Genomic DNA, 25,184 nt, shown 5'->3' with positions numbered 1-25,184 from the left:
GGTGAAGCCTATTTTATTAAAAGTAGCAGGATTGCAGAGTTATAGAGAAATGCAGGAAATAGATTTTGAAAGTCTGTGTGAGACCGGGCTGTTTGGGATTTTTGGACCTACGGGCAGCGGCAAGTCCAGTTTGCTGGATGCTATTACTTTGGCGATGTACGGGAAAGTAGAGCGCGCCGTTAACGGGACACAGGGGATTATGAATCACTCTGAGGATTCACTCAGCGTGGCGTTTACCTTTGAGCTCACTTCTTCCGCTGGGGTACATCGTTATCGTGTTGAACGTAAGTTCAAGCGGACTGGTGAGCAAACAGTCAGCAACACCATTAGCCGTTTCATTGAAGTCACACCTGACGGGGATAACGTTATGGCGGATAAACTCGCAGATGTTACACGTTGTGTGGAAGAGCATATTGGACTCAAAATGGATGACTTCACGCGAGCAGTTGTATTGCCGCAGGGGAAATTCGCCGAATTCTTATCGCTTCGGGGCGTAGACCGCCGACAAATGCTGCAGCGCCTGTTCCATTTGGAACAGTATGGCGATCAGCTTGCGTTGAAGCTTAGCCGGCGGGTGAAGGAGAATGAGGCTGCGCTCCGCGCGCTCGAAGCGGAGCAGCAGGGGCTTGGCAGCGCAGGCAAAGAGGATGTAGAGGCAGCGGCAGAGCGCCTCGAACAAGCAGCCCAACATGCTGCGGAATGCCGCCGCAAGCTGGAGGCGGCGCTGCAGGTCGCGGAGCGTTTCACGCGCATTCGCGAGCTGCAAGAGGAACGGACCCGCCGCGAATTGCAGCGGCAGGGACTGCTTTCCAAGGAGGAGGAGATTCTCCTCCTTGAACGGAAGCTCGGCCAAGCTGACGAGGCCGAGGCTAGGCTTCCCGCGCTGAAAGCATGGCGAAGCGCGGAAGAAGCCTTCAAGAGCCGATTGACCCGCGCGGAGGGTCAAGAGGTGCTGGCCGCCGCTGCCGAGCAGGAGGCGGCGCGTGCCGCTGCGGCCGCGGCTGCTGCGCAGGCCGCGCTTGCGGCGGAAGAGCCGGCCCTCCGGCAGGGGGCCGACACCTACCGCCGCGCGCTCGAGCTCGAGTCCGAGCGCGGCGCCCTGCGGCGCGAACTCGCGGCTCTGCGCGAGCGCCGCGAAGAGGCCTCCCGCAAGCTGGCGGAGCTGCGGGAGGGCATGGCCCGGGAGCGTGAGCTTTTGGCCAAGGGCCAAAAGCGCCAGCAAGAGCTGCAGCAGAGCTTGCAGCCGCTCGGTGTCCGCTCCCAGGAGCGGCAGTCTCTGCAAGAAGCGATGCAGAGACTGCAAGGGCTGCACTCCGCCGAATCCCAGTGGGATAAGGCGGAGAAGGAGCGCCGCGAGCGTGCCGCTGCACTCGCGGCTGCGCAGGCGCGACTCGCGGAGGCCGAGGGCCGCCGCGAGCAGCAGGAAGCTTCTCGCGGGCAGCTGATCCGCGAGGCGGCGCTGCATCAAGAGAAGCTGCTGGCGACAGAAGAAGCTGCGCGCACCGCAGCAGAAAGCCTGGAGCAACATATCAGTTCTTTGGAAGCAGCCCTCAAGGGGCATGAGTTGCACAGACTGTCGCTTGGATTGGCTAAAGAATTGGAAGCAGGACAACCTTGCCCTGTATGTGGCAGCGAACACCACCCGGCCCCTGCTGTATTGCAGGATAACCTAGAGCAACAGGAACTGGAGTCAAAGCTTCAACAGGCTCGGGTGTTGTCCAGACGTGCTTTGGAAGCACGCCATATGTTCCGTGGTTTAAGGGAGCAGGACCTGGTTTGGCTGGAGCAGGTGTTTGGTGATGGAGCTTTTGATACGGTAAATCATCCTGCAGCGGCAGGTTCAGAAGTCAGTACTACAGAGGTTTCCTCTACCGATATGTCCATCCCAGATGAAAAAGCTTTGGCAGAACTTGATGCTGCATTTTTAGCATTAAAAAGCCAGTCTGGAGAACTGCGCCGTACAGCGATACAGTGGCAGCAATCGATGCAGGAAGTTCAGCAGCTATGCCTCAAAGAAGCAGCAGGTGCCGAAGGTGAGCGAAGCTGGGTAGAAGGTCTTACCGCCAAAGCCAAGGAACTGAGTGGCCAACTAACCGCTTTGCGGCAGAACTGGGTACAGCAGTTCCCTGATTTGGCACCGGAAGAGGTAGAAAAAGCTTATCGTGAGCTGTTAGCCAAGGATGCTCAAGCTGAGGAAATTAGATCCCGACTGGAAATCAGTGTCAAGTTTCTGGATGAGAAAAGCGCTTCGGTACAGAATCTTCAGGAAACTATCACCGGACTCGATAAAGAGCTTACTCAGTGGAATACACAGATGGAAGGCAAAGAAGAATTGCAGCGTGAAAAAGAACGGCGTCTTCTAGAGTGGACTAATGGCCGCGCTGCTGCCCCACTTCTAGCAGAGTGTGAGCGTCGTCTGCAGGAATTGTTAGCAGCTGTGGAGACCAGCCAACGATTACATCTCACGGCAGCGGAAAAAGCGCAGCATGAGATCAAGGAGGCAGCGATTACCCGCCAGGCTGCAGAATCTGCTCGAGAGCATTATGTGACTTCAAGCCATCTGTGGGAGCAAAGCTTAACCTCTTCACCGTTTAGTTCGGCCGCTGAGGTTGAAGGAGCAGCTCTCGCACCTGAAGAGCGGGAAATTTCATCTTCTCGGGTACGTGCCCATCGTGCTGAAGAAGCTGAAGTCTCATTGCAGCTGCGCAATATTGAAGAGAAGCTTGATGGAGCCAGCTTAAGTGAAGAGGAATGGCAAGTTAGCCAGGAGAGCTTAAGCGCGTGTAAGTCAGAGGATGAAATGTCTCTGCAAGCAAGAGCGCGTGCAGAGCGAGATCTAGAGGATCTGCGGCATCGGCATATTCGCTGGATGGAGCTTGAAGCCCAGCGGCTAGAACATGCTTCCCTACAGGATCATTTGTCCAAATTGCAGACGGTTTTACGTGGAAATGCTTTTGTTGAGTATATTGCGGAGGAACAATTGATGCAGGTGTGCCAGTCTGCTTCTCAGCGGCTTCGTTTCCTGAGCAAACAGCGTTATGCGCTGGAGGTTGATTCGGGCGGTGGCTTTGTAATCCGTGATGATGGAAACGGTGGTGTAAGAAGACCGGTCTCCACGCTTTCCGGCGGAGAGACGTTCTTAACTTCCTTGTCACTTGCACTTGCTCTTTCGGCACAGATTCAGCTGCGGGGGCAGTATCCATTGCAATTTTTCTTTTTGGACGAAGGTTTTGGTACGCTGGATCCGGAATTGCTCGATACGGTAATTACCTCACTGGAAAGACTGCATAACGACCAACTGTCTGTCGGCATTATCAGCCATGTTCCAGAGCTTCGGGCACGACTGCCACGCAAGCTGGTAGTAGTACCTGCTGAACAGGGTGGAGGGGGATCTCGGATCCTTTTGGAAAAAATGTGAAGATCTACAATGTGTGTGATTCTTATCACAGATACAGTATCAACGCGCTGTTATAATACAGCTAAGCCGACATTACTTTAGAAACACCTCGGCGGACGTATGGCAGGGAATGAACTCCTTTTCATACGTCCGCCGCCGAATCAGCTTTATAAGCTGTGAAGGGTGTTTCTCTTTTTTTTGTCTTTTTTAGGCCTAACGGTGTTGATATATTTATTTAATGGTTCATTCTGTAACAGATACAGTTTGGTGCTGATTATACTGAGTTTGCTTGCTGCTTTCGTAATTGATGATTATCCTGTATGATTATCTTATGATGAAGTGGAATTTCACCAATTTTTAGGAGGCAAGCACTCTATGGAGACCGTGTTTAGCAAAATTATTGAGGGTACTATTCCTTCCAAAAAAGTATTTGAGAATGAACGTATTCTTGCATTTTACGACATCGAGCCGGCTGCACCGGTACATGTGTTGATCATTCCCAAGAAGTTCATTGCTTCAATGAATGATGTTACACCTGAGGATCTTCCGCTAATTGCTGAAATCCACAGTGTAGCCCAACAGATCGCCAAAGACCTTGGGATTGCTGAGTCTGGTTATCGTTTAATCAATAATTGCGGGCCTGATAGTGGACAAGCTGTGCCTCATCTTCATTATCACCTGCTGGGTGGAGCCAAGCTGGGTGCGCTCACTGGAAACTCAGCTTCCCACGCATAGCATAATCATTTAATGTTGAAGAACTTGCCAGAAAAAAGAATAGCACGAAGGTTGACACGTTATTTCCGTTTGACCTATAATGGAGTTTGATAAACCGTGTTATGCTCTTGGACGGTATGGTCGGAGGGAGGGGAAACCTGTGTCTGAAACGAAAGTTCGCAAAAACGAGACAATTGATGCTGCACTTCGTCGCTTTAAACGTTCCATCGCAAAAGATGGTGTCTTGGCTGAGGTGAAGAAACGCAAACATTACGAAAAGCCGAGCGTTAAGAAAAAGCTGAAGTCTGAGGCTGCTCGTAAGAGAAAGTTTTAGGAGGATTACCCACGCATGAATCTTAGCGAGAGATTGAACGAAGATATGAAGCAAGCGATGAAGAGTAAGGACAAGTTCACGCTCTCCACGATTCGAATGGTTCGTTCTACAATAAAGTATCTTGAAATAGATCTGAAGAGAACATTGGACGACAACGAAGTGCTTGATATCCTTAGTCGTGAAATCAAACAGCGCAAAGATGCCCTCCAAGAATTTGAATCAGCGGGTCGCGACGAGCTTGCCGCGAGTACAAAAGCAGAAATCGAGATTATTATTAAATATCTTCCCGAGCAACTTTCCGAAGAAGAAATTAAAGTAATTGTACAGCAGACCATCCAGGAAACCGGTGCTTCTTCGAAGAGCGAAATGGGGAAGGTCATGAGCGCACTGATGCCTAAGGTCAAAGGTCGCGCTGATGGTAAACTCGTGAACCAGGCGGTTCTGCAATTTCTGCAATAATATAGCACTAGCACCCCTTGCAAAAGGGGTGCTTTTCTATGTAATGAAACGTAAATCCAATTTCAGCGTATTAAGGGTTATGAGTTCTGGGTCAAGCTAAAGAAGGGAGGTAAAATCATTGAGAAGATTACGGAAAATACTGTTAGCTAGCATTCCTGTGGTCCTGCTGTTACTCCTCCTGACACCCTTTGCAACGAATGTAAGCGCTGACGGGGCAGCCCCGAAAACACCGGGGGTTACGAACAGTGAGCTGAAACAAGGTCCCGTGTTTATTATTCCGGTAGATCAAAAGATTGAACGGGGTTTGCAAAGCTTTTTGGAAAGAGGATTTGAAGAAGCCGCTAATTATGGAGCAGTCCTTATTCTACTAGAGGTCGATAAACCTGGAGGGCTGGTGAAATCGGCAGAAGAGATTGGGACGATGGTAAGAGAGAGTGAAATACCAACAGCTGCCTATATTAAAGGTGATGCCGCTTCTGCAGGCAGTTACATAGCACTTAATACAGGTGCAATAATCATGAAGCCGGGCAGTATGATCGGCTCCGCTTCCTTGGTAGACATGAATGGTCAAAAAGTCGATGATGCCAAAATGATATCCTACTGGAGATCTAAAATGATCGGTGCTGCTGCTCTGAATGAGCGTGATCCAGACATTGCCGCTGGTATGGTGGATAGTAATTTGGTCGTGGATAAGCCAGAGCTTGGTGTGACTAAGATACAGGGAGAAATCATTGCCTTGTCTAGTGAAGAAGCTTTAAAAGCTGGTTACGCTGATCAAATTACAGATACCTCTGAAGAAGCAATTCATTGGCTTGGATATACTACAGACGACATCTTTCGCGTAGAGCATACCGGTGCGGAAAAAATGTCGCAATTTCTGACCAATCCGATTATTATGACGATTCTGCTGTTCATTGGGATTACAGGCGTTGTAATTGAACTGATTGTTCCAGGCTTTGGTGCGCCAGGAATTATCGGGACATTGGCTTTTGTGTTATATTTCTTCGGCAACTATGTTGCAGGATTCGCCGGAGCGGAAACTTGGCTCTTGTTTATCATTGGGCTTGTCATGCTTGTGCTGGAGCTCTTTGTGCCTAGCTTCGGAATATTGGGGCTGCTCGGCTCTGTTAGCCTTGTAGCGGGTGTCGTACGAGCTGCTTACAGCTATAAGCATGCACTTCTCAGTCTAGGTATCTCTTTCGTAGCTGCGACTATAGTTGTAGTAATTGTTGCGGTCATTTTTAAAGAACGAGGGATCTGGAACAGATTTATTTTGAAGGAAAGCCTTACTAAAGATCAGGGATTTGTGCCCGTAGAAGAGAAGCTTAGCTTATTAGGCGCTACAGGAACCAGTATTACTCCGCTTCGTCCATCAGGAACGGCTATGATAGGCGGCGAACGTGTGGATGTTGTTACAGAAGGTAGTTTTATTAGTGCTAATGCACCGGTCTCTATTATTAAAGTAGAGGGCGGACGGATTGTTGTGAAAGAAATCAAGGAATAAGGTAAACACTGGAACCAATAACAGTTCTAGAATAAATTTACGGAGGTTATATAGTATGGGTGAAGCATCTTTGATTCCTATTCTGTTTATCGCGGTAGTGGTGATTATTGTATTAAGCGTGTTTTTAAGTTTCTTCCCGGTTATGCTCTGGATTTCTGCATTAGCGTCGGGCGTTAGAATCAGTATTATTACACTGGTGGCGATGAGACTGCGTCGTGTAACCCCAAGTCGTATCGTTAACCCAATGATTAAAGCGACCAAGGCAGGTCTTGGACTGAACATTAATCAACTGGAGAGTCACTATCTCGCAGGTGGTAACGTAGACCGGGTGGTTAATGCGCTTATTGCAGCACAACGTGCAGATATTCCTCTGGAATTTACTCGCGCAGCAGCCATTGATCTTGCAGGACGTGATGTGCTGCAGGCTGTGCAAATGAGCGTTAACCCTCGTGTAATTGAGACACCGGTTGTTGCGGCTGTTGCTAAGAACGGGATTGAAGTTAAGGTAAAAGCGCGCGTAACCGTTCGTGCCAATATCGACCGTCTCGTGGGTGGTGCGGGTGAAGAAACGATTATTGCCCGTGTTGGTGAAGGGATTGTAACGACAGTAGGTTCGAGTGATTCCCACAAAGATGTCCTTGAGAACCCGGATTTGATTTCGCGGACGGTATTGTCCAAAGGTCTGGATTCAGGTACTGCTTTTGAGATCCTCTCCATTGATATTGCGGATATCGATGTAGGCAAGAACATCGGTGCTTATCTACAAACTGAGCAAGCAGAAGCGGACAAACGTATTGCCCAAGCCAAGGCGGAAGAACGCAGAGCGATGGCTGTCGCTCACGAGCAAGAGATGAAGGCGCGCGTAGTAGAGATGAAGGCTCTTGTTGTAGAAGCTGAATCTCAGGTGCCTATGGCGATGGCTGAGGCGCTCAGAAATGGCCAAATCGGCGTGATGGATTATATGAATATCAAAAACATCGAGGCAGATACCCAAATGCGGGGATCTCTCGGCAAAATGAATGATCAGGACGACAATAACCGTCCTAACAATAATAAATAAAAGGGGATGTGAATCTCCATGAGCTGGATCTATATTATTGCGGTTATTATATTCGCGATCGTATCCAATGTGAATAAAGCAACTAAAAACAAGCCCAAAGGAGCTCCTCGCGGGGGGATGCCCACTTTTGGGGGCGGAGAGGATTCTCCGCTCCGCCGGGTAAAGCGCCCGGATATCGATGGAGGGCGCCAAGCGGAGTCTGGCAGTGGATTTCCTGCTCCTGTTAACACCTCTTCCCGGCAGTCGATGTCAGAGGATAACCGGGAGTATGATGCCTCTCCTGCCTTTCCAGAACCTGCGTATATACCAACTCCAGATTATTCTACTGGAGAAGGAATGTCTTTGGAGCATGCCGATGACGGAGTTGAATTACGCACACAAAGAATGCAAGAAGAGGTGCGGCGCCTTCAATCTGCTTTTGACGGGATAGCGGGTGCAGATTCCAAAAGATCAAATAAGACTAAGAACACAAACTCACCCTCTGCGGCAGACCAGACACATGGAACAGGGAGTCGTGACGACCTGCGCAATGGTGTAGTCTGGGCAGAGATTCTGGGACCACCGCGTTCTCGCCAGCCGCATTCCACCCGAAGATAATATTTACGGATCATAGTAACAATAAAGCCTCGGTTTCCTATCTTTACGATAGGTTGCCGGGGCTTTTTTTGCTTTTTTCACACTAGAAGGGTCCTCCTTTGTTACTTCTTCTCATAAAAAAAAGCGTTGCCGCATAAGGTGTACAGAAGGCAGGAAGGGGGAACGTCTACTTATGACCCGTATTGGCCGCAGGCTGCGGGGATGGACAAACGGGGTACTGGATCTACCACAGGACTTATTACAGGAAATGCCCCGGATCACCCTGATCGGCAATAAGGAACTGCATATTGAGAACCATCGCGGCGTGCTGCATTTTTCCTCTGGTCAGCTTAAGCTCGCGTTAGCTAAAGGATCGCTTGAAATCAAAGGCGAGGGACTTGTCATCCGAAATATTCTAGGCCAGGAATTGGCTGTAGAAGGCGTTATCGGGGAGATCAGATATAACGAAAGCGAGGAGAGATCATGAAGGAGCCACCTCTGTCATCACTGCGGGGGTTCGTTACACTGCATGTGACGGGACCTCAGGTGGAGCGATTTATTAATTTCATTTCTGAAGCAGGAATCATGATTTGGGATGTGAGGCCCGCTGAGGGCGGCGCTTCCCTTAAGCTGCTTCTGGATGATTTTTATGTCCTCCGGCCGATTTTAAAAAAGACAGGCTGTCGTATGCACGTTACCGGTAGAAGCGGACTTCCATTTCTTATGGCACGGCTGTGGAAAAGGAAATTTTTTGGCATAGGTATTTTAATGTTTGGAATTACACTTTTTATGTTATCTACGATGGTATGGAGTATTAGAGTCGAAGGAAATGAAAAGATTGCCTCTGAGGATATATTGGCTGCTGCTCGCCAGGAGGGGGTGTACCCTTTTCAGTGGATATGGCGTCTGGAGGAGCCGGACAAGCTCTCTAAGGGGCTGCTGGCCCATTTACCGGGTGTTTCTTGGATAGGGCTGCAACGGACGGGGACGAGCATCAAAATTCAGGTTGTAGAGGCTAAACAGCCCGACATCAAACCTTTGCTTAGCCAGCGCCATTTAATTAGCCGAACAGATGCGGTGGTAACAGAAATATATGCGGAACAGGGCAGACCGGTAGTTGCGCGTAATTCGCGTGTGAAAAAAGGAGATATCCTGATTTCCGGTGCTCTTGGAGACGAAGAAAATGTAGAGTATGTGGTAGCCAAGGGTGAGGTTAAGGGCTTGGTTTGGCATGAGTACAATATCGAGGTCCCTCTTAAAACAACAAATAGCACCTACACTGGGGAGCGTAAGGATCGCACTTATCTTGTGTTGGGGAAATGGGCTATTCAGCTGTGGGGTTATGGCAAATCCGCCTTTGAGAATTCAAAGACGCTCACAGAGCATGATCCGCTGTCTTGGCGCTCTATTGAGCTGCCGCTGGGCCTGATGACTGAGAAAGAAATGGAGATCAATGAAACAAAGGATACGATAACTCCAGAAGCCGGAGTTGCGAGGGGAATTGAGCGGGCTAAGAATGATATTTTAGCTCGATATGGTGTTGATAGCGTCATCAAAAGTCAAAAAGTTTTGCATGAGAAGAAAGAGAATGGTAAAGTTTATATGAAAGTGATCTTTGAAGTAGAAGAAAAAATTTCCGAAGAACTGCCAATAGTAAACAATTGAGGAGAATGAGGCTACTTGTCAGAACAGACTGCAAGCATTCGTATATCTTTGCAAAATGCGGGAGAAGCGCAATCGCTGTTTGGCCCGCAGGATGGATTCTTAAAAATCATCGAGAGTGAAATTCCCGCCATTATTGATTCGCGTGAAGCTGAGCTAACGATTCGTGGAGCTGAGCGGGAAGTAGACATGCTGGGGCAATTGTTTAATGTGCTACTGTCCCTCATTCGTAGCGGTTACATACTTACTGAACGTGATGTGCAGTACGCTGTGGAACTGGCGAAAGATTTTCGTGCTGATCAATTGCTCGATTTGTTCAAAGGAGAAATTACTACAACTTTTCGCGGAAAGCCTATCCGTGTCAAAACGGTCGGCCAGAAGCATTATGTGACAACGATCAAGAAGCGTGATATTGTATTCGGAATCGGTCCTGCAGGAACGGGGAAGACCTACTTGGCAGTGGTGCTTGCAGTTACGGCACTGAAAGAGGGTTCGGTTAAGCGTATTGTTCTTACGCGTCCCGCAGTAGAAGCAGGAGAGAGTCTAGGATTCCTTCCAGGGGATTTGCAAGAAAAGGTAGATCCATATCTGCGTCCGCTTTATGATGCGTTATACGACGTTATGGGACCCGATCAGGTGGCTAAGGCGCTTGAACGGGGATTGATTGAGATTGCTCCGCTGGCTTATATGCGCGGACGTACACTGGATGATTCATTTATCATCCTGGATGAAGCACAGAATACCACACCTGAGCAAATGAAAATGTTCCTGACTCGACTCGGCTTCGGGTCCAAAATGGTGATTACAGGTGACGTTACCCAGATTGACCTGCCCCGCGGCAAGAAATCCGGTTTGATTGAAGCCAAAGCGATTTTATCCGGCATAGAAGAACTTGGCTTTGTCTACTTCGCGGAACAGGATGTTGTACGGCATTCCCTGGTGCAGAAAATTATCGTTGCCTATGACCGCTCTGCCGAAAACCTCCAATAAAGGGGATTGTCTTCATGGCTTCAAAGCAACCATCTAAATTAAGCGGATTTGTATATACGAACAACGGATGGAAGTATAGCGCAGTGACACGCTATGCTCTTTTCCTGTTACTCGGACTAGTGTTCTACTTCAGCTTGTCGCCAGAATTGCTACCTAAGAAATATGATATTAAAGAGAATACTTACAGTGCAAAGGAAATAACGGCACCGAAACAAATTAAGGACACCAAAGCTACGTTAAAGGCGGCTGAGGAAGCGGCTGAAAGCGTATCTCCCAAGTACAAAATTATCCCGATGAGGGCGGACAACCTTGTGACCTCACTGCTGGACCGGATAGATCGCCTCAATCAGGATGATCTGATTTCGCAAAGCGATAAGACGGGGATTTATCGTGATGAGATTCCGCAGAGAGCCAGCGACTTCATCTTGAATTTCGTAGCTTCCAATCGAGGCAGCGCTACTTATTCAGATCACCTTCTGGATGAAATGCAATCTGTCATCAAAGAGCAGACCTATGTCATTCCGGAAGAGACTTACATTAAGATTCCGCGCCTGACCTCTCAGGACATTATCGAGATGAAGCCTGTCGCCCGAGATATTGTAACTAGGCTGATGAATGATCAGATTACGGATGCGCAGACTGCTCGCGCCAAGGTAGCGGAACAGGTCAGTATTAGTTCTCTAAGCCAGCGTACAGCGCGTGAGGTTGTTCAGGAGCTTGTACGTCTTGTGATCACAAGTAACAAGTTCTACGATGAGGATGCCACCAAGGAAGCGAAGGTACAAGCTCGGGAGAACACACCTGATGTATTCATCGAGCAAGGGGACACGCTTGTTGCTAAGGGGCAGTTAATTACTCCAGAGCTCTACACTCTTTTGGATGAGAATGGCCTACTAAGCAATGAGGTGAATTACTGGCCCCAATTAGGCCTATTGATTCTCTCTGCGATGCTCTCCGTCGGTTTGCTTGCGTTCATTCGTTATTCTGGCGGTACCTCAGGCTTTAAGTACAACAATTCTCAGCTATTGATGCTGGTGCTTGTATTTGTTATAACTATTATCTCTATGCGGCTGGCCGCTGTTTTGCAGACCGATGTTCGATCTTATATCGGATTCCTGGCACCAGTGGCGATAGGCGCAATGTTAATTGCAATGCTTCTGGACATGCCTTTGGCCTATTTCTGCTCCATTCTATTCAGTGTACTGGCGAGTGTTATTTTGAATGTGCAGCAGAACTCAATCTTTGATTTTAACTTTGGTTTCTTTGCCATCGTGGTTTCTTACGTGGCTATCTTTGCGACTCACCGTGCGGGTCAACGCTCCACGCTCCTTAAAGGCGGGATTATGGTATCGCTTTTTGGCTGTCTGACAGTTTTTATGCAGATACTGTTAGGCGGAGGGGCATGGAAAGAGGTAGGTACCTTGTATTCGGTTGGTTTTGCTTTTGCAGGGGGTCTATTGACGGCTGTGCTTGTGATTGGGCTAATGCCTTTCTTCGAAGCAACCTTTGGTATTCTATCAGCATTGAAGCTGGTAGAATTGTCTAATCCAAACCACCCGCTGCTGCGCAAGCTGCTTACCGAAACCCCGGGAACCTATCACCACAGTGTAATGGTAGGTAACCTGTCGGAGGCTGCCGCGGAAGCAATTGGAGCAGATGGCTTATTATGCCGGGTAGGATCGTATTATCATGATATCGGCAAAACAAAACGTCCGTTTTATTTTATCGAGAATCAGAATAATATGGAAAATCCACATGACTCTATTGAACCGAAGCTTAGTAAATCTATCATCGTTGCCCACGCCCGTGACGGGGTGGAAATGCAACGAGAATATAAGCTGCCAAAACCAATCCGTGACATTGCTGAGCAGCATCATGGAACAACGTTCCTGCATTATTTTTACCATAAGGCACTGAAGCTGGCTGAAGAAAAAGGTGTCGAGGCTGATTTTACCGAGGAAGATTTCCGTTATCCTGGACCGAAAGCCCAGTCGAAGGAAGCAGCCGTTGTGGGGATTGCCGACAGTGTCGAGGCTGCAGTGAGATCATTGCGTAAGCCAACTGTTCTGCAGGTGGAAACGATGATTGAGAAGATTATTAAAAGTCGACTGGATGATCATCAGTTTGACGAATGTGATTTGACGATTAAAGAATTGGATATTATTGCACGGACTCTGAAGGAGACGGTTATGGGAATTTTCCATTCACGGATCGAATACCCAGAAGATGTGCGTAAGCCGAAAAAAGAGGAAGGGGCACCTAACCCATGAGTTTGGAGATCGTTTGGGATAACGAGCAAGAAGAATACGAGATAAAGGACGATCTCATTACGCTGCTGGAGAGTATTTTGCAAAAAGCAGGTGAAGCGGAAGGGATCGATCGGGGCGAGGTAGCTCTTACTTTTGTCGATAACGCTCGTATACATGAGTTGAATTTAGAATATCGGGGAATTGACCGTCCGACGGACGTGCTTTCTTTTGCTATGAATGAAAGCGGAGAGGACGAGCTGGACATTATATACGAGGTAGAGGAAGGCGAGGCGCTGGAAGATGTTCCAGACGTACTTGGGGATATAATCATTTCCGTAACTCGTGCGCAGGAGCAGGCGCTGGAATACGGTCATTCACTGGAACGAGAGCTTGGTTTTCTTTTTGTTCACGGATTTCTGCATTTGTTAGGATATGATCATCAGGATGAAACCTCAGAAGCAGAAATGATGTCCAAGCAAGAAAAAGTACTATCTCAGGTTGGGTTGACGCGCTAATGGTGAAGAACACGGCGGTAGGGCACAAGAAGTTCTGGCACTCTTTTCGGTTTGCATCGCAAGGCTTAGTGTCGGCATTCAAATCCGAGCTTAACATGAAGGTGCATTGCTGTTTAGCGGTGGTTGTGCTAGTTGCCGCTGCCGTGTTCAGACTTCCGCTGGCCAGTTGGATGTTGCTGCTGTTCTCGATCACGCTTGTCCTAACTGCCGAACTGCTCAATACGGCAATTGAAGCGACGGTTGATCTGATCTCGCCAGAGATTCATCCACTGGCTAAGAGAGCAAAAGATACCGCCGCAGGAGCTGTGCTTCTCACGGCGGTGTTTGCTGTCTTAGTCGGGATCTATGTTTTTTACCAGCCTGTGATGGACTGGATTAGCGGACTTATGTCATAATCAGGATACAAAATCAATTCAGGGGAGAGGCGGACCCGCGTTTTGCGATTCCGCCTCTTTCGTTACTGAATAATTTTGAAGTGAGTTATGTACCCGAATATATCTCATGAAGTACGCTGATAAAATTTAGTGCATGCTGAGAAAATAACGATAAACGAAACTAATTAGATGTTTACGAAGTGAGTTTTGTTGAAGTGATAACAGGAAGTTACGATAAACAAAACAGAGCGTATGCTTACGAAGTGAGTTTTGTGCGAAGAAAAATCAACGAAGTCAATACTCACAAAACTTTAGGAGGACAAAATATGGATTCTACTCTTCTTATGCAAGAGGCGATTAAAGCACGAGCTAAAGCTTACATTCCATATTCCCGATTCGGAGTGGGAGCTGCCCTTCTTGATCAGGATGGTCATATTCACCACGGCTGTAATGTGGAAAATGCTGCTTTTGGCCCAACCAACTGTGCGGAACGGACAGCATTATTCCGTGCGATTGCGGATGGACATGCTGTTGGTTCTTTTAAAGCAATTGCCGTAGTAGCTGACTCTGACGGCCCCGTTTCACCTTGCGGTGTGTGCCGGCAAGTAATGATTGAGTTGTGTTCACCAGATATGAAGGTTATTCTTGGAAACATGAAGGGTGATATCGTTGAGACTACGGTGGGAGAATTGCTTCCAGGCGCTTTTGGTCCCGTAGATCTAAAGCAAGGACAAGCTTCAGAATAAAATGAGGTTTTGATTTAATGCCTGTGCCCGTATAAAGGCAAATTAGGCATAGTTAGACGAAGGTTGCTACTTTAATTGCACAATGTACAGTTAAATTGCTACTCTTTCCCACAAAAATGAATTTAGTTGCAGATAGTACAATTAAATTTATGATAAAGTCCATATTAGGCTCTTAAGACAGGATTTAATTGCACAGAATACAACTAAAGCACCAAAACATAAACTCAAACTAAAATTAGTTGTACAAAATACAATTAAAAGTGTTCTAGTTCTACCAAGTTAGGCTAAACTGGTGCAAACTATGTGTTATTAGAGTAATATTACGAGGTAAGCGCCGCGGCAAAAGCCGCCAGCGATTCTTTGCCCATCGTAACTTGAAACCCTGCTTGTAAGCTGCATCTCAGTAATTTTTCTCCATGGTGAGCTTAATGCGAACCGTGTTAATAAGCGACAGTGAAGCGTGTCCCCAACAGGGGACAAAAGCGCTCATGCACAACCGTCCCTCTAATCCCGTCGAACGTTGCGGGTACGCCTATTTTCGGGTGTCCAGAGGGTCGCGGCCCTTGGGGTCCCCCTTGGCTGAGGGAGATTCAGGGGGAGCGAAAAAGCTTTTAAAAAAAGATTGAATGATTGAAAAAGATTGAACTAGAAGGTAAGTATGGAAGGAAGATAATATGAAATTCAAATCAGGCTTTGTCGCAATTATCGGCAGACCAAACGTAGGTAAATCAACACTCATGAATCAGGTCATTGGCCAGAAGATTGCCATCATGTCGGATAAGCCACAGACAACCAGAAACAAAATTCATGGTGTTTACACAACAAACACTTCACAAATCGTATTCCTGGACACACCGGGGATTCATAAAAGACAGTCCAAGCTAGGCGACTACATGAACCAGACTGCAATGAGTACACTGGGTGAAGTAGAAGCTGTGTTATTCCTTGTGGATGCGTCAGAGGGCTTGGGCGGTGGAGACCGTTACATTGCCGAGCAATTAAATGGTCTGAAGACACCGGTGATTCTGGTGCTCAACAAGATCGATAAAATAGAGCCGGAAGCTTTGCTCCCGCTTATGGCCCAATATAACAAGCTGCATGATTTTGCCGAAATTATTCCGATTTCTGCGAAGATGGGCAGCAATGTTAACACGCTGTTAGAGCAGGTTGCCAAGTACTTGCCGGAAGGCCCTCAGTATTATCCGGAAGATCAAATCACGGATCACCCCGAGCAATTTGTCTGCGCGGAATTAATCCGGGAGAAAATTCTGCATTTGACTCGTGAAGAAGTGCCGCACTCTATTGCTGTAGCCATCGAAGATATGAAGGTTGAGCCTAATGGAGTAGTACATGTTTCAGCTGTTATTTTTGTTGAGCGTGATTCCCAAAAGGGAATTATTATCGGCAAGCAAGGGGCAATGCTGAAAGAGGTCGGCAGACGGGCTCGGACAGATATTGAGAACCTGCTGGGTTCGAAGATTTTTCTGGAGCTATGGGTAAAAGTGAAAAAAGATTGGCGCAATCAGGACCGCGTTCTGCGGGATTTGGGCTTCCATAAAGACCTTTAAGTTAATTCCGTTATTCCTCGTTTGGTAGGAATTGCAAGGATAGAACCTGCTCCATCGCACCATCCTAATTCTTGATAAGAGACATCGTCTTTCCCAAGAAAGGATGAATACGAATGCGAAACTTTTCGTGGAAGTATTTTGCAATGACAGGAGACGTCGATGCTTACCTGCTGTATAAGGAAGCTGGCCATCCGCTTGAAGATAGTGGATTACAGCTAGTGGAGGAAGAGAAGGCCTGTGATGAAGAAGCGCAATAAGGACTGGTTGCTTGCCGAATGGTTGGGGGAAGAGGCATGCTACACAGGGTGGAAGGGATCGTCATCCGCAGCATGGACTACGGCGAGGGGAACGCAATTATTACGCTTTGCACCGAGAACGCGGGAAAAGTAGGGGTTCTGGTGCGTGGCGCAAAGAAGGTCAAGAGCCGCCATGCTGCATTGATCCAACTGTTCACCGTTGGGGAATTTGTTTTTTTTAGAAATAACGGAGGACTTGGGACACTGAATTCTGGCGAAATTACGAAGTCTCACCATCCGCTCCGTGAGGATTTGATCAAAGCTGCTTATGCGTCTTATGCGTGTGAACTGCTTGATCGTGTTCTGCATGATGAGGAAACGGGAAGCTTCTGGTTTCGCCAGCTTACGGCCTGTCTTAATGCACTTGAAGAGGACAAGGAACCCGGCGTTATCATAAATGTCTTTGAAATGAAAATCTTACAGGCAGCCGGTTATGGTCCTGAATTCGATTCTTGTGTAATTTGTGGTGCCGAGAAGCCGGATGATCAACTGCTGGTCAGCCCTCGCCTTGGTGGAGCACTGTGCCGCAGTTGTAAACATAATGACCCTCCAGCCATGGAGGTCTCTGCTCGTGCGTTGAAGCTGCTGCGATTATTCGCCAGACTTGACCTAACTAGACTAGGCAATGTGGATGTAAAGGAAAGCAGCCGGGATGAGCTGAAAAAAATTATGCGGGCCTTTATGGATGTGCAACTCGGATTAAAGCTGAAGTCACAAAGTTTCCTAGACCAGCTCGACAAGTACAAGATTTGACGAAAACTGATTTTTCCGTTACTATAGGATCAGTTTATTATATGATCGTCGTTATGCTCCAATTGGGGAGAGGCGTGCATTGATCGGGAAAGTAGTGGACTGTATTGTCGTTATTCAGCGAGCTGGGGGCAGTGGAAGCCTGGCGGGACAACGTTCATGAACATGGCACCCGGGAGTACGGATGCGGCGAGTGAAAGTGGATTTCGTTCTTGTCTTGGCAGCAAACTTGCTCATACAAGGTATGAAATCAAGTAGGGTGGAACCGCGGGAGAATAAGTTAAGCTCTCGTCCCTATGTCTGTTAATCAGGCATGGGGGCGGGGGCTTTTTGTTGCTGTCAGGAGCTAAAAGTGCCGCCTCCATGGTAGAAAGTTTTAGGCAAGCTGTTGTAAAAAACTTGTAAAGCGAAGGAGACGGTATTATGAACTTCCAGCAGATGATTTTGACACTGCAGCAGTTCTGGGCTGAACAGAACTGTATCATCGTACAGCCTTATGACACAGAAAAAGGCGCCGGCACGATGAACCCTATGACTTTTTTACGCTCGCTAGGTCCTGAGCCTTGGAGAGTGGCTTACGTAGAGCCTTCACGTCGTCCCTCCGATGGTCGTTATGGAGAGAACCCGAACCGTCTGTATCAGCATCACCAGTTCCAAGTAATCATCAAACCCTCACCAGATAACATTCAAGAGATCTATTTGGATAGCTTGAAAGCACTCGGTATTGATCCGCTCTTGCATGACATCCGTTTTGTAGAGGATAACTGGGAGAATCCGTCGCTGGGCTGTGCAGGTCTGGGATGGGAAGTATGGCTGGACGGTATGGAGATCACTCAGTTTACTTACTTCCAGCAGGTAGGTGGCATCGAAGCGAATCCTGTTGCTGTAGAAATCACTTACGGTATGGAGCGCTTAGCCTCTTACATTCAGGATAAAGAAAATGTGTTCGATCTTGAATGGGTAAGCGGTATGACTTATGGTGATGTTTTTCATCAGCCGGAGTTTGAGCATTCTACCTACACTTTTGAAGTATCGGATGTAAAAATGTTATTCTCGCTGTTCAACATGTATGAAGAGGAAGCGCGTAGAGCGATGGAGAAACATCTTGTGTTTCCAGCCTACGATTATGTGTTGAAATGCTCACATAGCTTTAATCTACTCGATGCACGTGGAGCAATTAGTGTAACTGAACGGACTGGATTTATTACCCGAGTGCGTAATCTTGCCCGCTCCGTAGCGGCAACATATCTTGAGGAACGCGAGAAGCTTGGCTTCCCGCTGCTGAAGAAAGAAGGTGCTGACCGTGTCTAAAGATATCCTGTTTGAGATCGGTCTGGAGGAAATTCCTGCACGTTTTATCCGTGCTGCGATGGAACAGCTGCAAGATAGAATGTCCAAGTGGTTGGATTCTGCACGTATAAACCATGCTGGAGTTACTGCATATGCTACCCCGCGTCGTCTCGCTGTATTTGTTAAGGACGCGGCTGAGAAGCAAGAGGATATTAGTGAAGAGGTCAAAGGACCTTCACGCAAAATCGCGCTGGATGCTAACGGCGACTGGAGTAAAGCTGCACTAGGATTTGCCCGCAGTCAGGGTGTATCTCCAGAGCAATTTACATTTAAAGAGCTAGCTGGCGTGGAATATATTTATGCCACAAAAAATAGTGCGGGTGTAGAGACTGCTTCTTTGCTCACAGAAGGACTTCTGGGTATTGTAAATGCGATGACTTTCCCGAAGAATATGCGCTGGGGAGCTTACGATTTTAAATTCGTTCGTCCGATTCGCTGGATGGTTGCTCTTTTTGGTAAAGAGATCATTGATTTGGAAATTACGGACGTAAAAGCGGGTAATGTGAGCCGTGGACATCGTTTTCTCGGTACAGAGACTGTAATTTCGGAGCCTGCACAATATGTGGAGAGCATGCGTGCGCAGCATGTACTTGTGGATGTGAAGGAACGGGAAACGCTCATCCTGGATCAAATCAACAAATTGGCTGAAGAGAAAAGCTGGACAATTGCGATTAAAGAAGATCTTTTGGAAGAAGTACTGTTCTTGGTAGAAACACCAACCGTGCTCTTTGGAACCTTTGATCCATCTTTCTTAGAGATTCCTCAGGATGTGCTGATTACCTCGATGCGTGAGCATCAGCGTTATTTCCCTGTTTTTGATGCAGCTGGCAAACTGCTGCCATTCTTCGTAACGGTACGTAACGGGAATGCAGAATCATTGGATGTTATCGCTAAGGGAAATGAAAAAGTGCTTCGTGCTCGTCTATCAGATGCCAAATTCTTCTATCAAGAAGATCAAAAGATGAAGATTGACGATGCGTTAGCCAAGCTTGAGAACATTGTTTACCATGAAGATTTGGGAAGCGTAGGGGATAAGGTGCGCCGTATTCGCCAAATCTCTGATCGTCTGGCTGTGAAGCTTGGACTGTCAGCTACTGCTGTGTCCGAAGTAAGTCGCACTGCGGATATTTGTAAATTTGATCTTGTAACTCAAATGGTTTATGAATTTCCTGAGCTGCAAGGAACAATGGGTGAAGATTATGCACGTAAAGCAGGCGAGCCTGAAACTGTGGCAAAAGCGATCTTCGAGCATTATCAGCCACGATTTGCAGGAGATGCTGTACCTTCAACAGAAGCCGGTTCAGTTGTCAGCATAGCGGACAAAATCGATACGATTGTTGGCTGCTTCTCCATCGGCATCATCCCGACAGGATCTCAGGATCCATATGCGCTGCGCCGTCAGGCTGCAGGAATTGTCCAAATTGTGCTTGAGCATAAATTGCCAATTACGCTGCGCGAAATTTTTGAAGCGGCGATTGAAATTCATGAAAACTCAGGAAATACGAAACATTCTGGAGATGAACTACGTATAAACCTGTACGAGTTCTTCGGTCTGCGTGTAAAACGTCTTTTATCTGACAATGTACGCTATGATGTTGTGGACGCTGTAACAGCGGCTGGTTTTGACGACGTGGTAGATGTTGTGGGCAGAAGTCGTGCTCTTATGGCTGCTGTGTCCGACCAAGCAGATTTCAAGATTACCGTAGATTCGCTTACTCGTGTCAGTAATTTGGCAAGTAAAGCAACCGGTGAAGTGATTGATTCTGCTTTACTTAAAGAAGATGCTGAATTGCAGCTTTTCAATACATGGCAGGAGCTTCACACACCTTACCTGAAAGCTATGGCGGCAAAAAATGCCGAAGAAGCACTTCGGATTCTTTCGGGTCTAAAAGACGCCGTTACAACATTTTTTGATTCCGTTATGGTTATGGCTGAGGACGAGCAAGTGCGTGCTAACCGTTTGGCTCTGCTTGCTGGTATTGATGCTGACTCCAAGTCGTTCGCTGATTTCGCGAAGCTTGTCTGGTAATTTTAATCAAGAAAATTTGAATCTTATGGTATAGAATGTTGGTTTGGGGTATAAATATACGGAACGGTGCCAATGCGTCATTTGACATCCGTTCCGTATTTATGCTTAGAAAGAAGGATTTCTTGCGGAGAGGGCGTATATATATTACACGGGAAATTGGTGATGATCATGGAGAAGTCCCAGTCTAGAACGATAGTGGTGGATGGGGATGCTTGTCCGGTCAAAAAAGAGATCGCTGAGGTAGGTCGCACCTTTGGTGTTCCGGTACTTATGGTATCTTCTTATGACCATGCACTGAAAGCTGAAGAGGGTGTAACGGTTGTGCAGGTGGATCGAGGAGATCAGAGTGCCGATCTATATATTGCCAATCATATTACTGCAGGAGATGTGGTATTGACTCAAGATTATGGTCTTGCGGCACTTGCACTAGGTAAACGATGCAGTGTGCTTTCATTTCGTGGTCAGGAATACGACAATTTCAAGATGGATTTTATGTTGGAGGGAAGACATGCCAGGGCCGTGGAACGAAGACGGGGACATTATTCCAAGGGTCCAAAACCCATAACGGCAGAAGAAAAAACTTATTTTCAACATAAACTGACAAAACTTTTAATACTTTTGCAGGAGAATGTGGAGCAATAGCGAATTATATTTATTTGTTAAGAGATGAAGGTGGTTGAAGTGGCTAGCGGACACGGCAATATTCCGGAAGAGGTTATCGAAAGCGTGCTTGCGCGTCATGATATAGTCGATACAGTCGTTAAGGTTGTTCATTTGTCCAAGCAGGGGAAATATTTATGGGGCCTCTGCCCGTTCCATTCGGAGAAAACCCCTTCCTTTACTGTTACCCCCGACCGGGGAGTATTTCATTGCTTTGGCTGCGGTATGGGTGGAAATGCCATCAAATTTAGGATGGAAATCGAAGGATTAACCTTCCCCGAAGCTGTCAGAATAATGGCTGAAGAAAGTGATATTCCCGTTCCAGAAGGTAAGGGAGGTATGATGTCTCCCCCTGATCCGGAACGCGACCGGTTGATTCAAGCTTATGAATGGTCGGCAAAGTTCTATCATTACTTGCTGAAGAATACGGAACACGGCAAAGCCGCTATGGACTATTTAAGAGGCCGGAACTTCAGTGATAAAATGATTGACCAGTTTCAGATCGGATATGCTCCGGACCGCTGGGATACTTTGCTGCAGTTTTTGGAGAAGCGAAATTTTGACCTTGCGGAAATGGAGAAAGGCGGACTTCTGTCAGCCCGCGGTGAGGGCAAAGGCTATTTGGATCGTTTCCGTGGCCGGATTATTTTTCCGATTGCCAACCGTACAGGCAAGGTAATCGCATTCGCCGGAAGAATACTTGGAGAGGGTCAACCTAAGTATTTAAATTCTCCGGAGAGTAGATTGTTTAACAAAAGCCGGATATTGTACAATTTGCACCAGTCCAAAGCATCCATTCGCAAAACTCGACAAATCGTCCTGTTTGAAGGATACGGAGATGTCATCTCATCCTGGGAAGCGGGTGTGCATAACGGCGTAGCAACGATGGGAACGTCCTTGACGGAGGGTCATGTGGCACTTATGAAGAGCCTGGCTGATGAAATTATACTGTCTTACGACGGTGACCGGGCGGGACAAGCAGCAGCCATGAAGGCCATTCCGATGCTTGAAGGCAGCGGCCTGCGTGTAAAGATCGCCTTACTGCCAAGCGGGGTGGACCCGGATGAATTTATCTCCAAGCATGGAGGAGAAAGATTTAAAGATCAGGTTATTGATTCAGCAGTTTCATCCATAAAATTTAAGCTTATATATCTGAAAAAAAACCATATACTCCTAGAGGAAGATGGCAAAATCGCCTATGTCAAGGAAGCCTTAGAAGTTATTGCTTCACTGCATTCCTCAACAGAGCGAGAGGTTTATCTGAAGGAAATCGCTGCTGAACTCGAACTTTCATATGATAGTTTGAAGCAGGATTGTAATTTACTTAGGGCATCGATGCAAAAAAACATCCCTGAAGGGGATAATAACGACAAAAGGTGGAATAATGGTAGGCATAAAAAAGGGCAGGTGCAGACACCGACCTTACTACCCGCTTATCATGTCGCGGAACGGCGTCTATTGTCCTTTATGATCCAGGACCCGGAAGCCGCCACGTATGTGGGCGAACGCCTCGGAGAAGATTTCAACATCGTTGATCATGCGGCAATTGCTGCTTATCTATATGCCTATTACGCGCAAGGCAAACCACCCGGCATTAGTCGGTTTCTATCATCACTTCAGGATGATCGTCTGGAGAAAACTGCGACATCAATATCCATGATGGATACCCCTCCGGACTGGAATATGCAGGTTCTAGATGATTGTATTCGTGAAGTGCGGAAATACCCACTGCAACGCAAAATGGAACAGAAGCGTGAAGAGATGATTCAGGCTGAAAAGTCAGGTGACTTTTTGCGTGCGGCACAAATAGCAAGTGAGATTATAGCCCTAGAGAGACAATGACATGTTGACAGGATGTACCTAGGGAGGAGGGAGTCGAATTATGGCGAACGATCAGCATACTGAATTGGAAGCAGAATTTACTTTGGATCAGGTGAAGGATCAGCTCATTGAGCAAGGTAAGAAAAGATCATCATTAAATTACAAAGATATTATGGAGAAATTATCGCCGTTTGATCAAGACCCCGAGCAAATGGAGGAGTTCTACGAGCAACTCAGTGATTTGGGAATTGAGGTTGTAAACGAGAACGATGAAGAGGTTAACAGCCTCCGACCAAGTGAGGATAATGAGGATAAAGACAGCGATGATTTCAGCTTTGATGACGATCTGTCACTGCCACCAGGGATCAAGATTAATGACCCTGTCCGTATGTATCTAAAAGAAATCGGACGCGTTCCTTTGTTGTCGGCTGACGATGAAGTTGAGCTTGCTATGCGGATTAAGAATGGCGATGAAGAAGCTAAACGCCGTCTTGCAGAAGCGAACCTGCGTCTCGTAGTAAGTATTGCGAAACGTTATGTCGGACGCGGTATGCTGTTCCTGGATCTGATTCAGGAAGGTAATATGGGTCTGATCAAAGCAGTAGAGAAATTTGACCATAATAAGGGATTCAAATTTAGTACGTATGCTACTTGGTGGATTCGCCAGGCCATCACTCGTGCGATTGCGGATCAGGCGCGTACCATTCGTATTCCTGTACACATGGTGGAAACGATCAACAAGCTGATTCGGGTTTCTCGCCAATTGCTGCAAGAACTGGGACGTGAACCTTCCCCAGAGGAAATTGCGGCTGAGATGGAACTGACGGTTGAGAAAGTTAGAGAGATCATGAAGATTGCCCAAGAACCTGTATCCTTGGAAACACCAATTGGTGAAGAAGATGACTCTCATCTAGGAGATTTCATTGAGGATCAGGAAGCATTGGCTCCTGCGGATGCAGCGGCTTATGAACTCCTGAAGGAACAACTGGAGGATGTGCTGGACACGCTCACGGAGCGTGAAGAGAATGTACTTCGCCTGCGTTTTGGCCTTGATGATGGACGGACAAGAACGCTTGAAGAAGTCGGCAAGGTGTTTGGTGTTACCCGGGAACGGATTCGCCAGATCGAAGCCAAAGCATTGCGCAAACTTCGTCACCCTAGCCGCAGTAAACGGCTTAAGGATTTCCTTGAATAGTATTTCATGAACTGGACCTTCTGCTGCTCAGTGGCAGGAGGTTCTTTTATTTGAATTTACGCTGGTAAAAAATGTGTTGACCTTGTGTATCTGGAAAGAAGGATGAACCAGTGAATTTGGAAAAACGCGACATCATTATAAAAGAGATTCAGTATTGGAGAAAAAGCCGGTTGCTGCCAGAGCAGTATTGCGATTTCTTAACCAATCTGTATGACGATGAGGATGCGAATAAGGATAACAATCCAATTTCGCTGAGAAATTTACAGCAGGGAAGCATCAAAATTTGGCTGTTTTCTTTTGGAATTATTTCCTTGATTTTCTTGATTAGTCTTTATTTTAGCGTTTTTCCTTGGCCTTTGCAACTTGCAACCGCACTATCTGTATTAATTATTTGTTATGGATACTCCGCCGTTTATAAGGACCGGAACAATGTTATCAGTCTTATCCTAGCGGGGCTGGGCAGTGTTTTAACGCTTGGTTTTGGGCTATGGCTGATTGATTTGCATGATCTGGATCCTCAGCTCTGGAGGCCTATTCTAATTGGGTGCTGCGGCTTGTTATGGTGTATTTTGGGATTTTTACTCCGGATAGGTTTGTTGCAGTACTGTGGTTTTGCTTTTTGGGCATTACTGTATGCAGGGTTCTTCGGTGGAAGAAGCCCGGAAGCCTCTATATTTGAACTGGAGTTCCTATGGCTGCCATTGTGTGTGCTGATGGTATGGTTAAGCTGGCTTTTGCATCATAAGGTAAGGGGTGTTGCCAGTGTTTATTTTGCAGTGGGAGTATCGCTTTGGATCATGCCAGAGCTTGACGCTCTTTTATTAAGACAGGATTATCCGCAGTGGATTTCATTGATGCTGATCCTAAAGATTGCAGCAGGGTTAGCTTTGTTGTTTGGGTTTCGAAAAAAATGGATAACGTGGGTGGCAACATGA

General features: G+C 47.1%; 23 protein-coding genes. All 23 read left to right on the top strand.

The features are described from left to right. Position 1: 1 nt before the first annotated feature. The 23 genes from MKZ16_RS24705 (at position 2) to MKZ16_RS24595 (ending at position 25,184) form a co-directional block, all read left to right on the top strand. Positions 2-3,418 (top strand): AAA family ATPase, encoded by a 3,417-nt coding sequence (locus MKZ16_RS24705; protein WP_339814830.1) that lies wholly within the window; start codon positions 2-4, stop codon positions 3,416-3,418. A 354-nt stretch (positions 3,419-3,772) separates the two neighbouring features. After that, positions 3,773-4,132 carry a histidine triad nucleotide-binding protein gene (locus MKZ16_RS24700; RefSeq protein ID WP_036683863.1) on the top strand — a complete coding sequence of 120 codons (360 nt, stop codon included), beginning with the start codon at positions 3,773-3,775 and terminating at the stop codon, positions 4,130-4,132. A gap of 139 nt (positions 4,133-4,271) precedes the next feature. Next, positions 4,272-4,445: a 30S ribosomal protein S21 gene (rpsU, locus tag MKZ16_RS24695; protein WP_036657994.1), complete on the top strand. Its 174-nt coding sequence runs from the start codon at positions 4,272-4,274 to the stop codon at positions 4,443-4,445. Positions 4,446-4,460: 15 nt separating this feature from the next. Next, positions 4,461-4,904 (top strand): GatB/YqeY domain-containing protein, encoded by a 444-nt coding sequence (locus tag MKZ16_RS24690; protein WP_036683862.1) that lies wholly within the window; start codon positions 4,461-4,463, stop codon positions 4,902-4,904. Positions 4,905-5,022: 118 nt separating this feature from the next. Continuing rightward, positions 5,023-6,408 carry an NfeD family protein gene (locus MKZ16_RS24685; RefSeq protein WP_076103760.1) on the top strand — a complete coding sequence of 462 codons (1,386 nt, stop codon included), beginning with the start codon at positions 5,023-5,025 and terminating at the stop codon, positions 6,406-6,408. Between the two features lie 55 nt (positions 6,409-6,463). Continuing rightward, positions 6,464-7,468, top strand: a complete 1,005-nt coding sequence (gene floA, locus MKZ16_RS24680; RefSeq protein ID WP_036683849.1) for a flotillin-like protein FloA — start codon at positions 6,464-6,466, stop codon at positions 7,466-7,468. Positions 7,469-7,486: 18 nt separating this feature from the next. Next, positions 7,487-8,065: a hypothetical protein gene (locus tag MKZ16_RS24675; RefSeq protein ID WP_076098529.1), complete on the top strand. Its 579-nt coding sequence runs from the start codon at positions 7,487-7,489 to the stop codon at positions 8,063-8,065. A gap of 172 nt (positions 8,066-8,237) precedes the next feature. Continuing rightward, positions 8,238-8,531 carry a sporulation protein YqfC gene (yqfC, locus tag MKZ16_RS24670; RefSeq protein ID WP_076098530.1) on the top strand — a complete coding sequence of 98 codons (294 nt, stop codon included), beginning with the start codon at positions 8,238-8,240 and terminating at the stop codon, positions 8,529-8,531. Continuing rightward, positions 8,528-9,709 carry a sporulation protein YqfD gene (gene yqfD / locus MKZ16_RS24665; protein WP_036683842.1) on the top strand — a complete coding sequence of 394 codons (1,182 nt, stop codon included), beginning with the start codon at positions 8,528-8,530 and terminating at the stop codon, positions 9,707-9,709. Before yqfC ends, yqfD begins: the two co-directional genes overlap by 4 nt. Positions 9,710-9,724: 15 nt before the next feature. Beyond that, positions 9,725-10,696 (top strand): PhoH family protein, encoded by a 972-nt coding sequence (locus tag MKZ16_RS24660; RefSeq protein ID WP_036683834.1) that lies wholly within the window; start codon positions 9,725-9,727, stop codon positions 10,694-10,696. 14 nt (positions 10,697-10,710) lie between these two features. After that, positions 10,711-12,966: an HDIG domain-containing metalloprotein gene (locus MKZ16_RS24655; RefSeq protein WP_036683831.1), complete on the top strand. Its 2,256-nt coding sequence runs from the start codon at positions 10,711-10,713 to the stop codon at positions 12,964-12,966. Continuing rightward, entirely contained in the window at positions 12,963-13,460 is a 498-nt protein-coding gene (ybeY, locus tag MKZ16_RS24650) for an rRNA maturation RNase YbeY (protein ID WP_076103762.1), read from the top strand. Before MKZ16_RS24655 ends, ybeY begins: the two co-directional genes overlap by 4 nt. Beyond that, positions 13,460-13,855, top strand: coding sequence for a diacylglycerol kinase family protein (locus MKZ16_RS24645; RefSeq protein WP_036683827.1), 396 nt, complete (start codon positions 13,460-13,462; stop codon positions 13,853-13,855). Before ybeY ends, MKZ16_RS24645 begins: the two co-directional genes overlap by 1 nt. A gap of 305 nt (positions 13,856-14,160) precedes the next feature. Next, positions 14,161-14,580, top strand: a complete 420-nt coding sequence (locus MKZ16_RS24640; protein ID WP_036683825.1) for a cytidine deaminase — start codon at positions 14,161-14,163, stop codon at positions 14,578-14,580. A 674-nt stretch (positions 14,581-15,254) separates the two neighbouring features. After that, positions 15,255-16,148 (top strand): GTPase Era, encoded by an 894-nt coding sequence (gene era, locus MKZ16_RS24635; RefSeq protein ID WP_036683823.1) that lies wholly within the window; start codon positions 15,255-15,257, stop codon positions 16,146-16,148. Positions 16,149-16,261: 113 nt separating this feature from the next. After that, positions 16,262-16,405: a YqzL family protein gene (locus tag MKZ16_RS24630; protein ID WP_076098533.1), complete on the top strand. Its 144-nt coding sequence runs from the start codon at positions 16,262-16,264 to the stop codon at positions 16,403-16,405. 36 nt (positions 16,406-16,441) lie between these two features. Beyond that, complete coding sequence (gene recO / locus MKZ16_RS24625) at positions 16,442-17,197, top strand: DNA repair protein RecO (protein WP_036683821.1); 756 nt, start codon at positions 16,442-16,444, stop codon at positions 17,195-17,197. A 420-nt stretch (positions 17,198-17,617) separates the two neighbouring features. Beyond that, positions 17,618-18,505: a glycine--tRNA ligase subunit alpha gene (gene glyQ / locus MKZ16_RS24620; protein WP_036683820.1), complete on the top strand. Its 888-nt coding sequence runs from the start codon at positions 17,618-17,620 to the stop codon at positions 18,503-18,505. Further along, on the top strand, positions 18,498-20,573 hold the full coding sequence (glyS, locus tag MKZ16_RS24615; protein WP_076103764.1) for a glycine--tRNA ligase subunit beta: 2,076 nt from the start codon (positions 18,498-18,500) through the stop codon (positions 20,571-20,573). The genes glyQ and glyS overlap by 8 nt, the downstream gene beginning before the upstream one ends. Before the next feature lie 162 nt (positions 20,574-20,735). Beyond that, the gene (locus tag MKZ16_RS24610; RefSeq protein WP_076103766.1) at positions 20,736-21,215 is read left to right on the top strand and encodes a DUF188 domain-containing protein; all 480 of its coding nucleotides are present in this window, start codon (positions 20,736-20,738) and stop codon (positions 21,213-21,215) included. A 24-nt stretch (positions 21,216-21,239) separates the two neighbouring features. Continuing rightward, the gene (dnaG, locus tag MKZ16_RS24605) at positions 21,240-23,075 is read left to right on the top strand and encodes a DNA primase (RefSeq protein WP_339814826.1); all 1,836 of its coding nucleotides are present in this window, start codon (positions 21,240-21,242) and stop codon (positions 23,073-23,075) included. Positions 23,076-23,115: 40 nt separating this feature from the next. Beyond that, entirely contained in the window at positions 23,116-24,249 is a 1,134-nt protein-coding gene (rpoD, locus tag MKZ16_RS24600) for an RNA polymerase sigma factor RpoD (RefSeq protein WP_036683799.1), read from the top strand. A gap of 110 nt (positions 24,250-24,359) precedes the next feature. Further along, complete coding sequence (locus MKZ16_RS24595) at positions 24,360-25,184, top strand: hypothetical protein (RefSeq protein WP_036683797.1); 825 nt, start codon at positions 24,360-24,362, stop codon at positions 25,182-25,184.

Origin of the sequence: Paenibacillus sp. FSL R5-0928, assembly GCF_037970385.1 — a bacterium.
Lineage (GTDB): Bacteria > Bacillota > Bacilli > Paenibacillales > Paenibacillaceae > Paenibacillus_AQ > Paenibacillus_AQ odorifer.
Note: the sequence above shows the minus strand (reverse complement) of the source record. Positions and strands in the feature narration are given on the sequence as shown.

Excerpts from the sequence above, each read along its gene's own strand:
- MKZ16_RS24700 (WP_036683863.1), top strand. The coding sequence starts at position 3,773 with ATGGAGACCGTGTTTAGCAAAATTATTGAGGGTACTATTCCTTCCAAA.
- MKZ16_RS24690 (WP_036683862.1), top strand. The coding sequence starts at position 4,461 with ATGAATCTTAGCGAGAGATTGAACGAAGATATGAAGCAAGCGATGAAG.
- floA (WP_036683849.1), top strand. The coding sequence starts at position 6,464 with ATGGGTGAAGCATCTTTGATTCCTATTCTGTTTATCGCGGTAGTGGTG.
- MKZ16_RS24675 (WP_076098529.1), top strand. The coding sequence starts at position 7,487 with ATGAGCTGGATCTATATTATTGCGGTTATTATATTCGCGATCGTATCC.
- yqfC (WP_076098530.1), top strand. The coding sequence starts at position 8,238 with ATGACCCGTATTGGCCGCAGGCTGCGGGGATGGACAAACGGGGTACTG.
- yqfD (WP_036683842.1), top strand. The coding sequence starts at position 8,528 with ATGAAGGAGCCACCTCTGTCATCACTGCGGGGGTTCGTTACACTGCAT.
- MKZ16_RS24655 (WP_036683831.1), top strand. The coding sequence starts at position 10,711 with ATGGCTTCAAAGCAACCATCTAAATTAAGCGGATTTGTATATACGAAC.
- ybeY (WP_076103762.1), top strand. The coding sequence starts at position 12,963 with ATGAGTTTGGAGATCGTTTGGGATAACGAGCAAGAAGAATACGAGATA.
- MKZ16_RS24645 (WP_036683827.1), top strand. The coding sequence starts at position 13,460 with ATGGTGAAGAACACGGCGGTAGGGCACAAGAAGTTCTGGCACTCTTTT.
- MKZ16_RS24640 (WP_036683825.1), top strand. The coding sequence starts at position 14,161 with ATGGATTCTACTCTTCTTATGCAAGAGGCGATTAAAGCACGAGCTAAA.
- era (WP_036683823.1), top strand. The coding sequence starts at position 15,255 with ATGAAATTCAAATCAGGCTTTGTCGCAATTATCGGCAGACCAAACGTA.
- MKZ16_RS24630 (WP_076098533.1), top strand. The coding sequence starts at position 16,262 with ATGCGAAACTTTTCGTGGAAGTATTTTGCAATGACAGGAGACGTCGAT.
- recO (WP_036683821.1), top strand. The coding sequence starts at position 16,442 with ATGCTACACAGGGTGGAAGGGATCGTCATCCGCAGCATGGACTACGGC.
- glyQ (WP_036683820.1), top strand. The coding sequence starts at position 17,618 with ATGAACTTCCAGCAGATGATTTTGACACTGCAGCAGTTCTGGGCTGAA.
- MKZ16_RS24610 (WP_076103766.1), top strand. The coding sequence starts at position 20,736 with ATGATCATGGAGAAGTCCCAGTCTAGAACGATAGTGGTGGATGGGGAT.
- dnaG (WP_339814826.1), top strand. The coding sequence starts at position 21,240 with ATGAAGGTGGTTGAAGTGGCTAGCGGACACGGCAATATTCCGGAAGAG.
- rpoD (WP_036683799.1), top strand. The coding sequence starts at position 23,116 with ATGGCGAACGATCAGCATACTGAATTGGAAGCAGAATTTACTTTGGAT.